The sequence below is a fragment of the Pseudactinotalea sp. Z1732 genome, from assembly GCF_049724975.1.
Classification (GTDB): domain Bacteria; phylum Actinomycetota; class Actinomycetes; order Actinomycetales; family Beutenbergiaceae; genus CALKWS01.
The window spans coordinates 242,372-258,510 of record NZ_JBMPQC010000006.1 but is presented as its reverse complement, the minus strand read 5'-3'; the positions used below and the strand labels follow the sequence as shown (position 1 = coordinate 258,510).

General features: G+C 70.0%; 13 protein-coding genes and 1 pseudogene. 4 read left to right on the top strand and 10 right to left on the bottom strand.

Annotated elements, in window-relative coordinates; genetic code table 11:
* The first annotated feature begins 51 nt into the window (after positions 1–51).
* Positions 52–961 (top strand): annotated as a pseudogene (locus ACPL7H_RS13175) (IS5 family transposase).
* A gap of 10 nt (positions 962–971) precedes the next feature.
* On the opposite strand, the gene ACPL7H_RS13170 reads toward ACPL7H_RS13175, so the two are convergent.
* The 3 genes from ACPL7H_RS13170 to ACPL7H_RS13160 form a co-directional block, all read right to left on the bottom strand.
* Positions 972–1,832: an SRPBCC domain-containing protein gene (locus ACPL7H_RS13170; protein WP_424797339.1), complete on the bottom strand. Its 861-nt coding sequence runs from the start codon at positions 1,830–1,832 to the stop codon at positions 972–974.
* Between the two features lie 87 nt (positions 1,833–1,919).
* Complete coding sequence (gene valS / locus ACPL7H_RS13165; protein WP_424797338.1) at positions 1,920–4,580, bottom strand: valine--tRNA ligase; 2,661 nt, start codon at positions 4,578–4,580, stop codon at positions 1,920–1,922.
* Between the two features lie 72 nt (positions 4,581–4,652).
* Complete coding sequence (locus ACPL7H_RS13160) at positions 4,653–5,873, bottom strand: carbohydrate kinase family protein (RefSeq protein WP_424797337.1); 1,221 nt, start codon at positions 5,871–5,873, stop codon at positions 4,653–4,655.
* Between the two features lie 55 nt (positions 5,874–5,928).
* Here ACPL7H_RS13160 and ACPL7H_RS13155 point away from each other — a divergent pair, with 55 nt between their 5' ends.
* Positions 5,929–7,245 (top strand): 6-phospho-beta-glucosidase, encoded by a 1,317-nt coding sequence (locus ACPL7H_RS13155; protein WP_424797336.1) that lies wholly within the window; start codon positions 5,929–5,931, stop codon positions 7,243–7,245.
* Between the two features lie 28 nt (positions 7,246–7,273).
* Here the strand turns inward: ACPL7H_RS13155 and lipA are convergent, their stop codons facing one another.
* A complete protein-coding gene (lipA, locus tag ACPL7H_RS13150; RefSeq protein ID WP_424797335.1) occupies positions 7,274–8,257 on the bottom strand; it encodes a lipoyl synthase in 984 nt (327 codons plus the stop codon).
* Positions 8,254–8,925, bottom strand: a complete 672-nt coding sequence (lipB, locus tag ACPL7H_RS13145) for a lipoyl(octanoyl) transferase LipB (protein ID WP_424797334.1) — start codon at positions 8,923–8,925, stop codon at positions 8,254–8,256. Before lipB ends, lipA begins: the two co-directional genes overlap by 4 nt.
* A 169-nt stretch (positions 8,926–9,094) precedes the next feature.
* Here lipB and ACPL7H_RS13140 point away from each other — a divergent pair, with 169 nt between their 5' ends.
* Positions 9,095–10,099: a TIGR03557 family F420-dependent LLM class oxidoreductase gene (locus ACPL7H_RS13140; protein WP_424797333.1), complete on the top strand. Its 1,005-nt coding sequence runs from the start codon at positions 9,095–9,097 to the stop codon at positions 10,097–10,099.
* A complete protein-coding gene (gene cofE / locus ACPL7H_RS13135; protein WP_424797332.1) occupies positions 10,099–10,830 on the top strand; it encodes a coenzyme F420-0:L-glutamate ligase in 732 nt (243 codons plus the stop codon). The genes ACPL7H_RS13140 and cofE overlap by 1 nt, the downstream gene beginning before the upstream one ends.
* Positions 10,831–10,930: 100 nt before the next feature.
* Here cofE and ACPL7H_RS13130 read toward each other — a convergent pair whose 3' ends face one another.
* The 5 genes from ACPL7H_RS13130 to ACPL7H_RS13110 are packed head-to-tail and all read right to left on the bottom strand — an operon-like array spanning position 10,931 to position 16,004.
* Positions 10,931–11,794 (bottom strand): PHP domain-containing protein, encoded by an 864-nt coding sequence (locus tag ACPL7H_RS13130; RefSeq protein WP_424797331.1) that lies wholly within the window; start codon positions 11,792–11,794, stop codon positions 10,931–10,933.
* Positions 11,795–11,812: 18 nt separating this feature from the next.
* Positions 11,813–13,096: a phospholipase D-like domain-containing protein gene (locus ACPL7H_RS13125; protein WP_424788453.1), complete on the bottom strand. Its 1,284-nt coding sequence runs from the start codon at positions 13,094–13,096 to the stop codon at positions 11,813–11,815.
* A gap of 9 nt (positions 13,097–13,105) precedes the next feature.
* On the bottom strand, positions 13,106–13,900 hold the full coding sequence (locus ACPL7H_RS13120) for an ABC transporter ATP-binding protein (protein WP_424797330.1): 795 nt from the start codon (positions 13,898–13,900) through the stop codon (positions 13,106–13,108).
* Complete coding sequence (locus ACPL7H_RS13115; protein WP_424797329.1) at positions 13,897–14,997, bottom strand: putative F420-0 ABC transporter permease subunit; 1,101 nt, start codon at positions 14,995–14,997, stop codon at positions 13,897–13,899. Before ACPL7H_RS13115 ends, ACPL7H_RS13120 begins: the two co-directional genes overlap by 4 nt.
* Positions 14,994–16,004, bottom strand: a complete 1,011-nt coding sequence (locus ACPL7H_RS13110) for a putative F420-0 ABC transporter substrate-binding protein (protein ID WP_424797328.1) — start codon at positions 16,002–16,004, stop codon at positions 14,994–14,996. Before ACPL7H_RS13110 ends, ACPL7H_RS13115 begins: the two co-directional genes overlap by 4 nt.
* Positions 16,005–16,139 lie beyond the last annotated feature (135 nt).

Here is a 16,139-nt window from a genome sequence, read left to right as displayed (position 1 = left end):
TAGGGCGTGTCTGCCAAAGATTCGCGGTGTGAGTGAACCATGGTGGGAGTCATGGTTCGTGATGGTGAGATCAGTGATGAATTGTGGGAGATCCTGGCCACGGTGATGCCCCAGGATGCCGGCCGCAGGGGCCGGCCGTGGAACGATCACCGCCTGATGTTGGAAGGGATCATCTGGCGGTTTCGTGCCGGTTCGCCGTGGCGGGATCTGCCGGCATGCTTCGGGCCGTTCCAGTCGGTGTGGCAACGCCACCGGCTCTGGTCGGTCGATGGCACCTATGAGCGGATGCTGGCCGCCGTCGGTGCCCACACCGGGCTGGATGCCGAGCAGGTCGCCCAAGTCTTGTCCATCGATGCCACCAGTGTGCGGGCCCATCAGCACGCCGCTGGCGCCCGCCGGGACTCGGTTGCCGAGGAGGGTGGATCACACACAGGGGGCAGATTCGAACCACAAGAATTCTCGCCTCGTGCCCGGGGAGCCGCCTGATCACGCCCTGGGACGCTCCCGCGGTGGGCTGACCACCAAGATCCACGCCCTGGCCGATGCCAGCTGCACCCCGGTGCTGGCCATGCTCAGCGCCGGACAGGCCGGAGACAACCCGATGCTGGCCCCGCTGATTGAGGCCCTGGGCCAGGCTGGCGGGCAGATGAATGGGCATCTGCTGGCCGACAAGGCCTACTCCCACCCCAGCACCCGGGAGTTTCTGCGAGGCAAACGGATCAAGCACATCATCCCCGAGCGCTCCGACCAGATCACCCGCCGCAAGACCAAGGGCACCAAGGGCGGACGGCCCCCAGGATTCGACGCCGAACTCTACGGCCTGCGCAACACCATCGAGAGAGCCTTCAACCGGCTCAAACAGTGGCGAGCACTGGCCACCAGATACGACAAGTACGCCGTGACCTACCTCGGCGGCGTGCTACTCGGGATGACCATCCTGACCTACCGAGCCAAGCATTAGCAGACACGCCCTAGTCCCGCGCTGTCGGCTCGAAGGTGAAGGCCGGAGTGGTGTTCGACCCAGCCACGCCGAACGCGGTTCCGTCCTGGACCCACATCGCCAGCCGTGCCTGCAAGTCCGCCCACCCGTAGTCATAGCTGTCGATGGCGCCCTGACCGAACGTGCCGATCGCGTCGTGGGTCACGGTGACGCGGGTGCCCTCGCCCCCGCGTGCCAGGCGGTACTCCACCTTGCCGGTGGTCGCCCCGCCCATGCCCATCGCGCCGGTCCAGGCCAGGAGGTGAGCGGGTTCGAGTTCGGAGATGGTGCCCCAGGAGGCCTGGTGCTCACCGGCCACTTCCTGGACCTGTCCGCCGAGCCGGGCGTCGATGGACAAGTGGGGCTTGGGGTCCTCGATGAGCAGATACGGGCTGCCCCACCACTGGCTGGGTTCATCGACCAGCGCCGACCAGACCCGCTGTGCTGGTGCGGCGATCGTGATGGCCTGCACCACATGCAGGCTGTTGACAGCGGTCATGGGAGGGTCCTCTCGTCGGGTTCGGTCAATCCGTTCGGCACTGAATCGCAATCGGTCCAAGGAGGTGGCCATCGCCCGGTCCGGTCCGGGCAGCCAGCCGATGGTGGCCTGGTGCAGCGCGGAGCCGTTGAGTGCGTTGATCCGTTCCCGGCCACGCTGGGTCACCAGGACCAGGTCAGCCTCGCGCAACACCCGCAAGTGTCGTTGGGTGGCGAAGCGGCTGGGCGACTGCCCGTGGTCCTCGAGCGCGGCGTGCAGCACGCCTGTGGGCTGCGGGCCCTCGCGGAGCACCTGCATCACGTGGCGCCGGGCCGGATGCGCAAGCGCCGACCAGACCGCATCGACATCAACCACCGGCGCCTCCCAATGTGTGCGCTCTAGCGCACATACTGGCACGGTCCGCGGTGGGCGTCGAGGCCCCGCGCGGCAGGCAGGTACGGGTCAGCGCGTCGGGGTGTCCTCGATCTGCAGGTCCCCGCGCACCGCGACTTCATCCCCGACGGCGAAAGTCAGCTCGCCCCCGACCACGCCCGTGGCCCGCAGATCGCCCCGCACCTGCTCCAGCAACGCCGGGTCCGGTGCGGTCAACTCGACATCGCCGAACGGGGTGCGCTGGGAGACCTTCGCGGTCGACTTGACCTTACGCAGTGCGCTGAGCGCAGCCCCGGAGGCGTCGAGCAGGTCCAGGTCGGCGTCGCCGCCGGCGGCACGCAGCGGCTCCGCGGAGGGCCACGCCGCCCGGTGCACAGAGCCTTCCCGCCACCAGGACCAGACCTCCTCGGTGGCGAACGGCAGCACGGGGGCGAACAACCGCAGCAGCACGTCCAGGCCCAGATACAGCGTGGCCCTGGCCGAGGCCACCGCGGCCGCCGGGGCGTCCCCGCCGCCGTAGGCGCGTTCCTTCACCAGTTCCAGGTAGTCGTCGCAGAAGGTCCAGAAGAAGCTCTCCGTCACCTCCAGGGCGCGGGTGTGGTCGTAGGCCTCCATCGCCGCGGTGGCCTGCTCGACCACCCGGGCCAGGTTCGCCAGCACCGAGCGGTCCAGCGGCTCGGTCACCGACGCCGGGTCCAACCGCACCGGTTCATCCCCGGCGAAGGACAGCGCGAACTTCGAGGCATTCAGCATCTTGATGGCCAGGCGCCGCCCGATCTTCATCTGGGTGGGCCGTTGCGGGTCGAACGCGGCATCGGCGCCCAGCCGGGCCGAGGCTGCCCAGTACCGCACCGCGTCGGCCCCGTGCTGTTCCAGTAGGCCCATCGGGGTGACCACGTTGCCCTTGGACTTCGACATCTTCTTGCGGTCCGGGTCCACGATCCAGCCCGAGATCGCGGTGTGCTTCCAGGGCAACCGGTCGTGCTCGAGGTGGGAGCGCAGCAGGGTGGAGAACAGCCAGGTGCGGATGATGTCCTGGCCCTGCGGGCGCACGTCCATCGGGTAGACCCGGGCGAACAGGTCCTCATCGTCCAGCCACCCGCCGGTGATCTGCGGGGTCAGGGAGGAGGTCGCCCAGGTGTCCATGATGTCCGGATCTCCGACGAACCCGCCGGGCAGCCCGCGCTGGTCCTCGGTGTAGCCCGGGGCCGGCTGTGCTGAGGGGTCCACCGGAAGGGCTGCCTCATCCGGGAGGATCGGGGCGGTGAAGTCGGCCTCGCCGTCGGTGTGCACCGGGTACCAGACCGGGAAGGGCACACCGAAGAAACGCTGCCGGGAGATCAACCAGTCACCGGAGAGGCCATCGACCCAGTTCTGGTAGCGCACCCGCATGAAGTCGGGGTGGAACTGCAGTTCCTTTCCGCGCGCGGTCAACTCGCTGCGCAGGGGCTCATCGCGGCCGCCGTTGCGGATGTACCACTGCCGGGAGGTGACGATCTCCAGGGGCCGGTCGCCCTTCTCGAAGAAGTTGGCCATGCGCTGCACCGCTTCGGGTTCGGCGAGGAGGTCACCGCTGTCCCGCAATGCTTCCACCGTGGCGGCCCGGGCGGAGAAGGTGGTCCTGCCCGCCAATGTGGATTCGTACAGCGCCGCGCCCGCCCCACTGACCCATGCTGGGGTCTCGCCCTGCAGCCTGCCGTTACGACCGATCACCGACCGGGTCGGCAACTGCAGGTCCCGCCACCAGCCCACATCGGTCAGGTCACCGAAGGTGCAGCACATCGCGATTCCGGTGCCCTTGTCCATCTCCGCGCCCGGGTGGGCCAGCACCGGCACCTCCACGCCGAACAGCGGCGTGCGCACCGTGGTGCCGAACAGCGGGGCGTAGCGCTCGTCGTCGGGATGAGCGATCAGTGCCACACAGGAGACCAGCAACTCCGGGCGGGTGGTCTCGATGACCACCTGCTCGCCGCCGGCCGGGTTGTCGGAGTGGAAGGCGACCTTGTGCATGTGCCCGGGATAGTCCCGGGCTTCCAACTCGGCCTGCGCGACTGCGGTCTGGAACGTGGTGTCCCACAATCCCGGTGCCTGCGCCTGGTAGGCCTCCCCCCGGGCGAGGTTGCGCAGGAACGCCGTCTGGGCGACTTTCTGGGCGCGGGCATCGATGGTCTGGTACTGGTACGACCAGTCCACGCTCAGCCCCAGGTGTCGCCACAGGTGCGCGTAGGCCTGTTCGTCCTGCGCGGTCAACTCCAGGCACAACTCCACGAACTTGCGACGCGAGACCGGCACCTGGTCGGCCGGCTTGATGGTCTTGGAGCCATCACCGGGAGGGGTGAAGTCCTCCTCGTAGGGCAGGGTCGGGTCGCAGCGCACGCCGTAGTAGTTCTGCACCCGACGCTCGGTGGGCAGGCCGTTGTCGTCCCACCCCATCGGGTAGAAGACCTCCCGGCCGCGCATGCGCTGGTAGCGGGCCACCAGGTCGGTGTGGGTGTAGGAGAAGCAGTGCCCGATGTGCAGCGACCCGGACACCGTCGGCGGTGGGGTGTCGATGGAGAAGACCTGCTCGCGGGTGGCGCTGCGGTCGAAGGCGTAGGTGTTCTGCGCCGCCCACGATTGAGCCCAACGATCCTCGAGTCCGTCCACGCCCGGTTTGTCCGGTACCTGCGCGACCGGGCGGATGGGCTCGGTCGGCACGGGCGGGGGACCTGCGGGGCTGGAGGTAGTCATGAGCGGTATCTTCCCAGACTCGGTGGGGTGGCCGGAAATCGTGCCCACGGTCCCGGGCCCACGCCCGAGACCTCACCCGCCCGGTGGGCGCTGCGGGCACGTCGCGGGCGTATCGGCGTCGGAGAACCGGGCGATGGTGGCCTCGGCCCGGCGCACCCGCCGGGTGTCGGCGCCGGCGAGGGCGTCCCCCATGAAGGCGTGTTCGGCGCGGGTCCGTTCGGCGACGGGATCGCCGGTGCTGGCCCGGGCCTGCACCAGGTGCCACCAGTCGGCCAGGTCACCCCAGCCCGGGGCGGCCAGGGAACCACCGAACTGTTGCACCGCCAGCGCCGAACACAAGGCCGCGAACCGTAGGCGCTGGCGGAGCGGCCAGCCCCGCAGGGTCCCCGCCACCAATGACGCGGCGAAGACGTCCCCTGCCCCGGTGGCATCGGTCAACTCCACCGCCAGTGCCGGGATCTGCTCGCGTTCACCCGTGGAGTGGTCGATCGCGGCCACCCCGGCGGCACCATCGGTCACCACGGCCAGAGGCACCAGTTCGGCCAGTGCGGCCAGCGCCCGGTCCGGGGTGTCGGTGCGGGTGTAGCCCATCGCCTCCGCCGCGTTGGGGATGAAGGCGTGGCATCCATCCAGGGCGCGCAGCACCGCGGGGTCCCACGTCTGCTCCGGATCCCAGCCGGCGTCAGCGAACACCAGCGCACCCTCGGCGGCGGCGCGGCGCCACCAGTGCTGTTCCCTGGTGGCCGGATCGCCCAGGTCCACCAGCACGCTCGCAGCGCTCGGCGGGCGGTGCAGCGCAGCGGTCACCGAGTGCGGCGGCGGATGGCCGTGGGTGACCATCGCCCGGTCGGCTTCGACCGCCAACGACACGGTCACCGGGGTGTGCCAGCCGGACTGGCGCCGGGACGCGGACAGGTCGATGTGTTCCTGCTCGCTGAGCACCTGCCACATCCAGTCCCCGTACAGGTCGTCGCTGAACGCGGCCGCCAGAGCGGTGCGCAGACCGAGTCGGGCGGTGGCCACGGCCAGGTTCGCGATGCCGCCGGGACTGGAGCCCATACCTCCGGTCCACACCTCGGTGCCGGGGGCGGGTGGATGGGGAAAGCCGGTGAACACGATGTCGAAGAAGACCAACCCGGAGAGCATCACGTCGACCACAGGTTCGGCGTCGCCGCCGGCCCGCTCCGTGCCGGTCGGCTCAGCGTCAACCGGGGCAGCGCCCTCCCGCTCAGCATCAACCTGCTCAGCGGTCTCGGCCCCACCCTCGGGGCCGGTCGGGTCGGTGGCAGCCATCGCCCTGAGTGTGCCACTCGCCCTACGTCAGCGTCACGGCGATACTGTGACCGGTATGCAACTGACCATCCTCGGCGGTGGGGGCTTCCGGGTTCCGCTGGTCTATCGCGCGCTCACCCGGGCTCACCAGCAGGCGAGACCGACGTCGGTGGTGCTCTACGACGTCGACCCGCACCGCCTGAAGGTGATCGCGCAGGTCTGCACCACGATCGCTGCCGCGGTCCCGGGTGCCCCACCTGTGCGTACCACCTCGGACCTTGACACGGCGCTGCGCGGTGCCGACGTCATCTTCAACGCCATCCGCGTCGGTGGCACCGCCGGGCGGGTCGTCGACGAACGCATCGCGATCGAGGCCGGGCTGCTGGGCCAGGAGACGATCGGCGCCGGCGGACTGGCCTTCGCCCTTCGCACCCTGCCCGTCGCCACCGGGATCGCCACTCGCATCGGCCGGCTGGCCCCGGAGGCCTGGACGATCAACTTCACCAACCCCGCCGGGATGATCACCGCGGGGATGCGCGCCCACCTGGGGGATCGGGTGTTCGGCATCTGCGACACCCCTCTGGCCCTGGTGGCCCGGGTGGCCCGGCTGCTGGGGGTACCGGCCGAGCAGTCCCGCCCGGACTATCAGGGCATCAACCACCTGGGCTTCCTCACCGGCTTCTTCCACGAGGGCCAGGATCTGCTGCCGGCCCTGCTCGCCGATCCGGAGCGGCTGGGCCGGCTGGAGGAGGCACGAATCCTCGGTGCCGAACGGATCCAGCGGGCCGGGGCGATCCCGAACGAGTACCTGTACTACTACATCGCGGCGCCCGAGGCGCCGCCCACCACCCGCGGGGAGTTCCTGGCCGCCCAGCAGGCCGCCTTCTACGACGCCGGACCCGACGGCGCCGCCTACGGACGCTGGCAGGCGGTGCTCGACGAGCGGGAGTCCACGTACATGGCGGAGGCGCGCTCGCAGGATCGCCACAGTGACGACGTCGCCGTCGGTGGCTACCACGACGTCGCCGTGGATCTGATGGCAGCGCTGCGGACCGGGCGCCCGGCCCGGATGATCCTGGGCGTACGCAACGCCGGCACCATCGCCGCCCTGCCGGACGAGGCAGTCGTGGAGGTGTCGTGCACAGTCGACGACGACGGGGCTCACCCGATCGCACCCCGCACCGAACTGGGACAGGAGCAGGCGGCCCTGATGCGCTCGGTCATCGGTGCCGAGACCAGCCTGGTCGCAGCGGTCGGCGCAGGGTCTCGCGAACTGGCCGTGCAGGCCTTCGCCGCGCACCCACTGGTCGGTGGACGGGCGCGGGCCGAGGCCCTGGTGCGGGCCTACACCCGAGCGCACTCCCGCATCGCCGAGGTGCTGATCAACCCCTGACTCCTGGTCCGGCGGCCGCGGGACCGGCTCAGACGCCCTGTGCGAACTCCACGCTGTCGGCCAGGTGCTGCAACTGCTCGGGCACCGGACGCCCCTTGGCGAGCATCGACGTCGCCCACAGCCGTCCGGCCCGGTAGGAGGAACGCACCAGCGGCCCCGCGAGCACCCCGAGGAAGCCGATCCGCTCGGCGACCTCCTTGAGCTCGACGAACTCCGCCGGCGGCACCCAGCGCTGGACGGGCAGATGCCTCGGGCTCGGACGCAGGTACTGGGTCAGCGTGATCAGGTCGCAGCCGGCCTCCTGCAGGTCCCGCAGTGCGGCCACGATCTCCTCGGGCTCCTCGCCCATCCCCAGGATCAGGTTCGACTTGGTGATCAAGCCGTAGTCACGGGCCTGGCTGATCACCGCGAGGGAGCGCTCGTACCGGAACGCCGGGCGGATCCGTTTGAAGATCCGCGGCACGGTCTCGACGTTGTGCGCGAATACCTGGGGGCCGGCATCGAACACCTCGCGCAGGAGGGCCGCCTTGCCGGAGAAGTCGGTGGCGAGCAGCTCCACACCGGTGCCCGGATTGAGCCGGTGGATCTGCCGTACGGTCTCGGCGTGCAACCATGCGCCCTCGTCGGGCAGGTCATCACGAGCCACCCCGGTGACGGTGGCGTAGCGCAGTCCCATCTCCCGGACGGATTCGGCGACCCGGCGCGGTTCGTCGGTGTCGTAGGCGGCCGGTTTGCCGGTGTCGATCTGGCAGAAGTCGCAGCGCCGGGTGCACTGGGAGCCGCCGATGAGGAACGTGGCCTCGCGATCCTCCCAGCACTCGTAGATGTTTGGGCAGCCGGCCTCCTGGCAGACGGTATTGAGGTTCTGCTGGCCGACCAGGGATCGCAACCGTCGGTACTCGGGTCCCATCCGCGCCCGGGTCTTGATCCACTCCGGCTTCTTCTCGATCGGGGTCCGGGAGTTGCGGACCTCGAGCCGGAGTAGCTTGCGGCCCTCCCGTGGGGCGCTCACCGGGCCACCAGCGTGTGCGTCATCGGTTCCATCGCCACCTCTCGGCTGAACTCGGGGACATGGGCATGGATCGCCCCGATCAGGTCTTCAGGGTCGATCCGGGCGCCCCGCACGGCGCTGAGGGTGGTGACGCCGGCGTCGGTGATGCCGCACGGGACGATCGCGGCGAAGGGCTCGAGGCTGTTGGAGCAGTTGATCGCGAAGCCGTGACCGGTCAGGCCCCGGGCCACCCGGATCCCGACCTGGGCGACCTTCGCCGGAACAGCATCTCCGACGTCCACCCACACCCCGGACCGATCCGGTACCCGGAACCCGGTCACCTGGTGATCGGCGAGCACGTCGATAACCAGGGACTCCACCCGGCGTAGGTATCCCACCACGTCGCGGGGGCGGCGCAGGGCCAGGATCGGGTAGCCCACCAACTGACCAGGGCCGTGCCAGGTCACCTTCCCGCCACGGTCGACCTCGACGACGGCCGAGCCGTCGGTGGGGAGTTCCTCGGCCGTGGTGCGCCGGCCGGCGGTGTAGACGCTGGTGTGCTCCAGCAGGAACAGCGTGCCGGCGGAGGCGCCGGTGCGCACCCGTTCCCGTTCCTCGCGTTGCAGGTCGAGTCCGCGCTGGTAGTCGAGGTAGGCGGGCGCGAGACCGGCGGTCCTGACGGTGAGCATGGACCTAGCGTACGGGTTATTGGGCGCGGTCCAAAAATGCGGGTGAGGTCTCGTTCGTTGGCACGTTCTGTCCTGGCCGCGCAGGGCGCTGCGGGAGCGGTGCGGCCGCACGAGTGCCGCCAGGGCCCTCGGCCCCGCCGGCCGCCGGCCGCCGGTAGGCTAGACCTCCATGGGCTGCGCGATCGGGTACTCGGCGATGCTGGCGCAGTTCCCGCCGGCCGCTGCGGTCGCCCTGAGCGCGCTGGCACAGGAGCACGGCTTCACCGGCACCATGGCGGCCGACCACTTCCAACCCTGGGTGCCGGCGCAGGGCCAGGCCCCGTTCGTCTGGAACGTCCTGACCGCGATCGCCGAACGCACCAGCGGTGACATCGGCCCCGGCGTCACCGCGCCGACCTTCCGTTATCACCCGGCGGTGGTGGCCCAGGCCAGCGCCACCCTGGCGGCGATGTACCCCGGGCGGCACTGGCTCGGACTGGGTTCGGGGGAGGCCCTGAACGAACACGTCACCGGGCAGTACTGGCCCGAGGCACCCAGCCGGATCGCCCGACTGTTCGAGGCGATCGAGATCATCCGCCGACTCTTCACCGCCTCCGCCGCCGGTAAGGACGCCAAGTTCTCCGGGGAGTACTTCCAGTTGGAGTCCTCCCGGTTGTGGACCATGCCGGAGCAGCCCCCGCCCATCCTGGTAGCGGCCTCCGGCCCGGTGACGGCGCGCCGCGCCGGGGCCCGTGCCGACGGGCTGATCACCCAGGAGGCGCCACCGGAGCGCCTGGCGATGCTGTTGGCCCGGTTCGCCGAGGGGGCCAGGGAAGCGGGTAAGGACCCGGCTGCGATGCCCAAGGTGTTGCAGGTGCACCTGTCCTGGGCGCCCACCGACGGCGAGGCGCTGGACAATGCCATGACGCAATGGCCCACCGGGGCGATGCGGTTCTCCACCGCCGATATCCGCTCCCCGTTCACGGTCGCCCAGATGGCCAGGATGCTCCGTCCGGAGGACTTCGAGGGGCAGCTGGGGATCTCCTCCGACCTCGACGTGCACCGCTCGGCGCTGCAGCGCTACATCGACCTGGGATTCGACCGGATCTACCTGCACAACGTGGGTCGCAACCAGGCCGAGTGGATCGAGATCTTCGGCGCCGAGGTACTGCCCGCATTGAAAGGACGCACCTGATGCTTCTCGCCCAGGCCCCCGAGGGCCTGCCGGAGATCACCTCCGGCACGGACCTGGCCGCCGTACTCACCCCGGTGCTGGGGCGCTTGACCTGGCCGGACGCAGAACCCGGCATCGTCGATGACGACGTGGTGGTGATCGCCTCGAAGATCGTCGCCAAGTCCGAGGGTCGGTTGATGGCCGCGGCCAGCCGGGAGGAGGCTATCGACGCCGAGAGCGTGCGGGAGGTCGCCCGGCGGGATCGGGAGGACGGGCCACCGCTGCGCATCGTGCAGACCCATCACGGCCTGGTGCTGGCCGCCGCCGGGGTGGACACCTCGAACGTGCCCCCGGGAATGGTGCTGCTGCTGCCCAAGGACCCCGACGCCTCTGCCCGGGCTATCCGGCGCGGCCTGCACGCCCGGCTCGGGGCACGCCCGGCGGTGCTGATCACTGACACCGTGGGCAGGCCCTGGCGCCGCGGTGTCGCCGACATCGCCATCGGCGCCGCCGGTATCGAGGTGCTGGCCGATCTGCGCGGGCAGCATGACGCGCAGGGGGTGCCGTTGCAGGCCACGATCATCGCCCAGGCCGACGAGATCGCCGCTGCGGCGGACCTGGTCCGCGGCAAGACCGGGGGGCGCCCGGTGGCGGTGGTGCGCGGGCTGAGCGTGACCCGGACCGAGGATGGCCCCGGCGCCCAGGCGGCGATCCGACCCCCGGAGGAGGACATGTTCCGCACCGGCACCTGAGGCCTCGGTCAGGAACCCACTGCCCAGTTCGGCAGTTCGTTTCCGAAGGCGACGGTGAACCGCCGAACTCCCGATCGCTCGCGCGACTGGACGTGCGCTGCTAGCCGGTGGCCGGGCGTGCCCAGAGCTGTTCCGGGCTACGCCCTGGTCGGAACCCGAAATACTCGAGCATCGCCGTCGCTTCGGGAAAGTCGCGTGCGATGGCATCGGGGGTGTGGGCGTCGCTGCCGAAACTGACCATGGTTCCGCCCGCTTGCGCCCACCACTGCGGGATCCATGGCCAGAGGCGCTTCGTGTTCATCTCCAGGGCCCGCCCGCTCTCGGCGATTGCGCGCATCGCGCCCCGGAACTGCTCCTCGAATCGCCGCGGGTCGAACGGTCCGGACTGCTCGATTGGCCACTGGCGTACCGCGTAGTCGATGTGGGTGACCACCTCAAAGGACTCCGAGCCTGAGACCATGACCGGTATCTGCTCGAGATACTCGTTCATGACCTCGGCTGGATCATGGTCGCGGAAGAGGGTGTTCGGCTCGGCGGCGCCCTCGCCGAGGTCAAGGGTGTGCAGCGAGCCGAGCACGCGGTCGACCCGGCTGAGGTCGACCATCTGGCGGGCCGCGGTGGCGTAGAGGTGTGGTTGGCCGAACTCGACGCCCGTGTGGATGCGCAGGTCGGGGAACTGATGACGCATGCGGTCGATGGCATCGAAGTAGCCGTTCGCATCGAACGGAGCGAACTCGACCCTGCCTGCGTCGTTCAGGAAGTTCCGTTGGTGCGGCATGAGGTCATCGGGCTCCGCGTGCCAGGTGTCCGGGATGTCCAGGTGTTCGGTGAAGAAGATCGCCGGCAGTCCGATCCGGACCGCCTGCGCGCACGTGGCGCGCATCCGACCAGCAGCGTGCGATCCAGGTCCTCCTGTATCCCAGGACCACTCACTATGAACATGACTGTCAGCGGGAAGCGTCATGACGAACTCCGCGGGGTACTACAGCAGGGGGGAGAAGGGGCGGATCAGCCGTTCCAGGACCCGGTGGCCCAGGCTGCGGGCGTTCCATTCCTCGGCGGTCAGTTGGCGGCAGTTGGTCAGGTCCACCGCGAAGATGTCTTCCATGTGCTGCGCCAGTGCGGCATCGAAGAGTTCGAGGTTGATCTCGAAGTTGCCGATCAAGGACAGCCGGTCGATGTTCGCGGTTCCGATGGTGGACCAGCGTCCGTCCACCGTCATCGTCTTGGCGTGCATCATGGCGTCCTGGAACAGCCACAACGTGACCCCGGCATCGAGCAGCTGGGTGTAGTGGGAGCGCGCAGCCCAGTCGGTGACGATGTGGTTGGAGATCTCCGGGATCACCACCCGCACGTCCACACCCCGCCGGGCGGCGGCAATGAGGCCGCGCAGGATCTCCCGGTCCGGGATGAAGTAGGCCTGGGTGATGTAGATGTGATGCTCGGCCCGGTCCATCGCGTCCAGGTAGACACCGCGCACCGGGAACAGCATCCGGCTCGGGGCGTTCTGCGCCGCCCGGATCCGCGGCTCCCACAGTTTGACGCCCTGGTCGGGAAGTTCGGGGTGGCGCGCCGTTCGGTGGTCGTTCCAGAAGTCGACGAACGCGTTGGCCAACTCCCAGGTGGCCGGCCCCTCCAGCCGCAGGTGGGTGTCGCGCCAGGTGGAAGCGTACAGCGATCCGATGTTGTACCCGCCGACGTACCCGACCTCGTCGTCGACCACCAGGATCTTGCGGTGATCCCGGCCGGTCTTGCGGAGGTTGAAGGTGAGCAGCCCCGGACGGAAGAGCGGGAAGTGCAGCAGGTGCAACGTGGGCAACTTCGGGAATCTCTTGAACCGTGGATCGACCACCAGGTTGCCCCAGGTGTCCATCACCACGTACACCTGCACACCACGCCGGGCGGCGGCGATCAATGCCTGCTTGAACGCCGCACCGACCTCATCACCCTTCCAGATGAAGGTCTCGAAGTAGATGGAGTGCTCGGCACTGCGGATGGAGTCCAGCATTGCCGCATACAGGTCCTCACCGAAGGTGAAGGTGGTGGCTTTGGTGCCGGCGATCTCGGTGGACCAGGGCGCCATGCGCGGGAAGACCCCGCGGTAGGGGTCGCGCAACTTCCGCAGGTGCTCGGCCACCACCACGCCCACCAGCGCAGCCAGGTGCACCGCCGCGACGATCCGGATCCACCATTGGGCGGCCCGGCCCAGGGACGTCCAACTCGGGCGCGGGAGGTCGAACTGCAGCCGCGGCCCCCGATTCGTCATAGGTCCAATCTAGGTGATCGGCACCCCGAGACGGGACAGGATTAGCGCGCGCCCACCGGATGTCGACACCCACTCCACCCCCACTCCCCAGACCGCGCCGATCAGGTCGGCGGTCAGGACCTCCGCGGCCGTTCCGGAGCCGGCGGTGCGGCCGTCCTGGAGTACCAGCAGGTCATCGCAGGTCCGGGCGGCCTGGTCCAGATCGTGCATCGCCACCAGCACCCCGGTGCCGGCGGCGGCCACGGCGTGGATCAGGTCCAGCACCTGCAACTGCGCCGCCACGTCCAGGTGATTGGTCGGCTCGTCCAGCACCAGCACCTGAGGTTCCTGCGCCAGCGCCCGGGCCAGGTGAACCCGCTGGCGCTCGCCACCGGAGAGGGTGGCGATGTCCCGCTGGGCCAGATGGGCCGCGCCGGTGCGCTCCAGGGCGTCCATGGCCAGTTCCACGTCGGCCGGGGAGTCCGCTGCGAATGCCCCCAGGTGGGGGGTGCGGCCCAGCAACACCACGTCGAGGACGTCCATGGACACCTCGGTGGGGGAGTCCTGGGCCACGAACGCCACCGTGCGGGCCCGCTCGCGCCGGCTCATCGTGGCCACGTCCGTTCCGTGCAGGCGCAACCGGCCGGCCTCCGGTGACAGCGCCCCCACGACCAGGCGCAGCAAGGTGGACTTCCCCGCCCCGTTGGGACCGAGTACGCCGGTGATCCCTCCGGCGCGCACGCTCACATCCACCCCGTCCAGCAACGTGACGTGCGGTGCCACGCGGTACGTCAGCCCGCGGGCGGTCAGCACCGGGACCGTCATGTGCCACCTGCCGTGGCCTTGCGGTTGCGCATCAGCAACCACGCGAACACCGGCGCCCCGATCCCGGCTGTGAACACCCCGACCGGCACCTCCATCGGTGCGAACACCACCCTGGCCGCGGTGTCGGCCCAGAGCAGGAACAGCGCCCCGGCGCAGGCCGACAGCGGCAGCAACCAACGGTGGCGGCGGGTCAGGGAAAGCCGGATGATGTGCGGGATCACCAGCCCGACGAACCCGATCGCGCCGCTGACGGCCACCATCGCCCCGGTCAGGAGCGCGCTCATGGTCAGCAGCATCCAGCGCATCCCCCGCACGTTCACGCCGAGGGACGCCGCGGAGGTGTCCCCGAAGGCGAAGGCGTCCAGGGACCGGCCCGCCCCGATCAGCACCACCCCGATCACGGCCAGACAGACCCCGGCGATCAGCACCGAGGCCCAGCCGGCCCGTGCCAGCGACCCCAGCAGCCAGCCCAGGATCTCCCGGTAGGAGTCCCCGCGGGTGGTGGCGAAGATCGCGAAGGAGACCAGCGCGGAGCAGGCCTGCGCCACCGCGATCCCGGCCAGGATGGTGCGCGCCGGTGTGAGGGCCCCCCCGACTCCGGCGAGCGCGAGCGTGGCCGCCAGGGCCAGCAGAGCACCGGCGAACGCCGCGACCGGCAACCACAGTCCCACCCCGAGCAGCAGCACCGCCACCGCACCCAGCGCCGCTCCGGAGGAGACCCCGAGCAGGTAGGGATCGGCCAGCGGGTTGCGCGTCAGGCCCTGCATCACGACTCCGCACAGCGCCAGCCCGGCTCCCACCGCCATGGCGGTCAGCACCCTGGGCGCCCGGCCCTGCCACACGATCGCATCCCGGGCCGGGCTCAGCGGGTTCGCGGCCTGCTCCATCCCCGGTAGCACCCCGCTGAGGTGGTGCCAGCCGGAACCGAGGATCTCCGCGGCGCTGACTCCCGCCGGCCCGATCCCCATCGCCACCACGCCAGAGACGATCAGCCCGACCACGCCCAGCACCAACCAGGGAGCCAGTCGCGGCCGCTGTGGCAGCGCGGGCCCGGTGGGGGCCTGCAGGCCCCGGCGTGGGGTGACGGTGGCGGTCACGACAACCCGGCCTCTACCTGCGCCAACTGCTCACCGAGGTCGACGGCGGCGTCCGCGGACCGGATCCCCGCCTCGGTGGTGGGGAAGTCCAGGATCAGGTACCGCCCCTCGCTCACCGCGGGCAGCGCGGCCATGGCCGGCACCGACTCCAGCACGGAGATCTTGTGCTCGGCGGTGTTCCAGTCCGAGTCCACCAGCACGATCACGTCCGGTTCGGCATCGGCCACCGCCTCCCAGGACATCGACGCCCAACTGTCCTCGATTCCGCCGGCGATGTTCTGCAGCCCCACGGTCTCCATCAGCAACTGTGGTGCGCCGATACCCGCCCCCACGAACGGGGTGTCGGAGCCGGAGGAGTACCACAGGGCGCTGAGCCCGGCCTCGGACGCCGTCACCTCCTCGAGGCGGGCCTGCTGCTCGGTGACGAGCCGGGCGGCGGCTTCTGGCACGCCGAAGATCTCCCCGGCCTGGTGGATCTGGTCTGCGATCTCGGCGAAGGTCAGCGGGTCGGGCATGTAGTCCTCCCCCTGGCAGGCCGGTGGGGAGACGTAGGTGGCGATGCCCAATTCGTGCAGGGACTCCCGCGACCCCAGGCCCTCATCGGTGAACGTGGACTCCCAGCCGGCGAAGATCAGGTCCGGGTCGGCGGCCAGGACCACCTCGGTGGAGGGGTCCCGTTCGGCCAGTTCGGGCACCTGCGCTGCCGCGCCGGTCAGTTCGGGGGGTACCGGACCATCCAGGAAGGCGTGCCCGACCACGGCCTCACCCATCCCCAGAGCCAGCACCAGTTCGAAGGTGGTGGACTTGATGGTCACGATCCGCTCCGGGGAGTGGGAGAAGCTCACCTCGGTGCCACAGTTGTCCACCGTGACCGGGTAATGACCGGCCGCGTCGTCGTCGGCCGCCTCCGGGACGGACTGCGGTCCGGTGGGTGAGGCGGTGCTGCATCCGACCAGGACGAGCGCGGCAAGGGTCAGCGGCACAGCGTGACGGACACGAGGGTTCACGGGGGCTCTCCGGATGGATCGGTGATCTGGTGGGCCAGAGCCGGGCCCGGACGTCCGGACAGAGTCGGTCCGGGGTTGGCCGGGGCAGAGAGGACCCGGTGTCCACCGACCATCCTACGCAGGTCCGGGACAGGC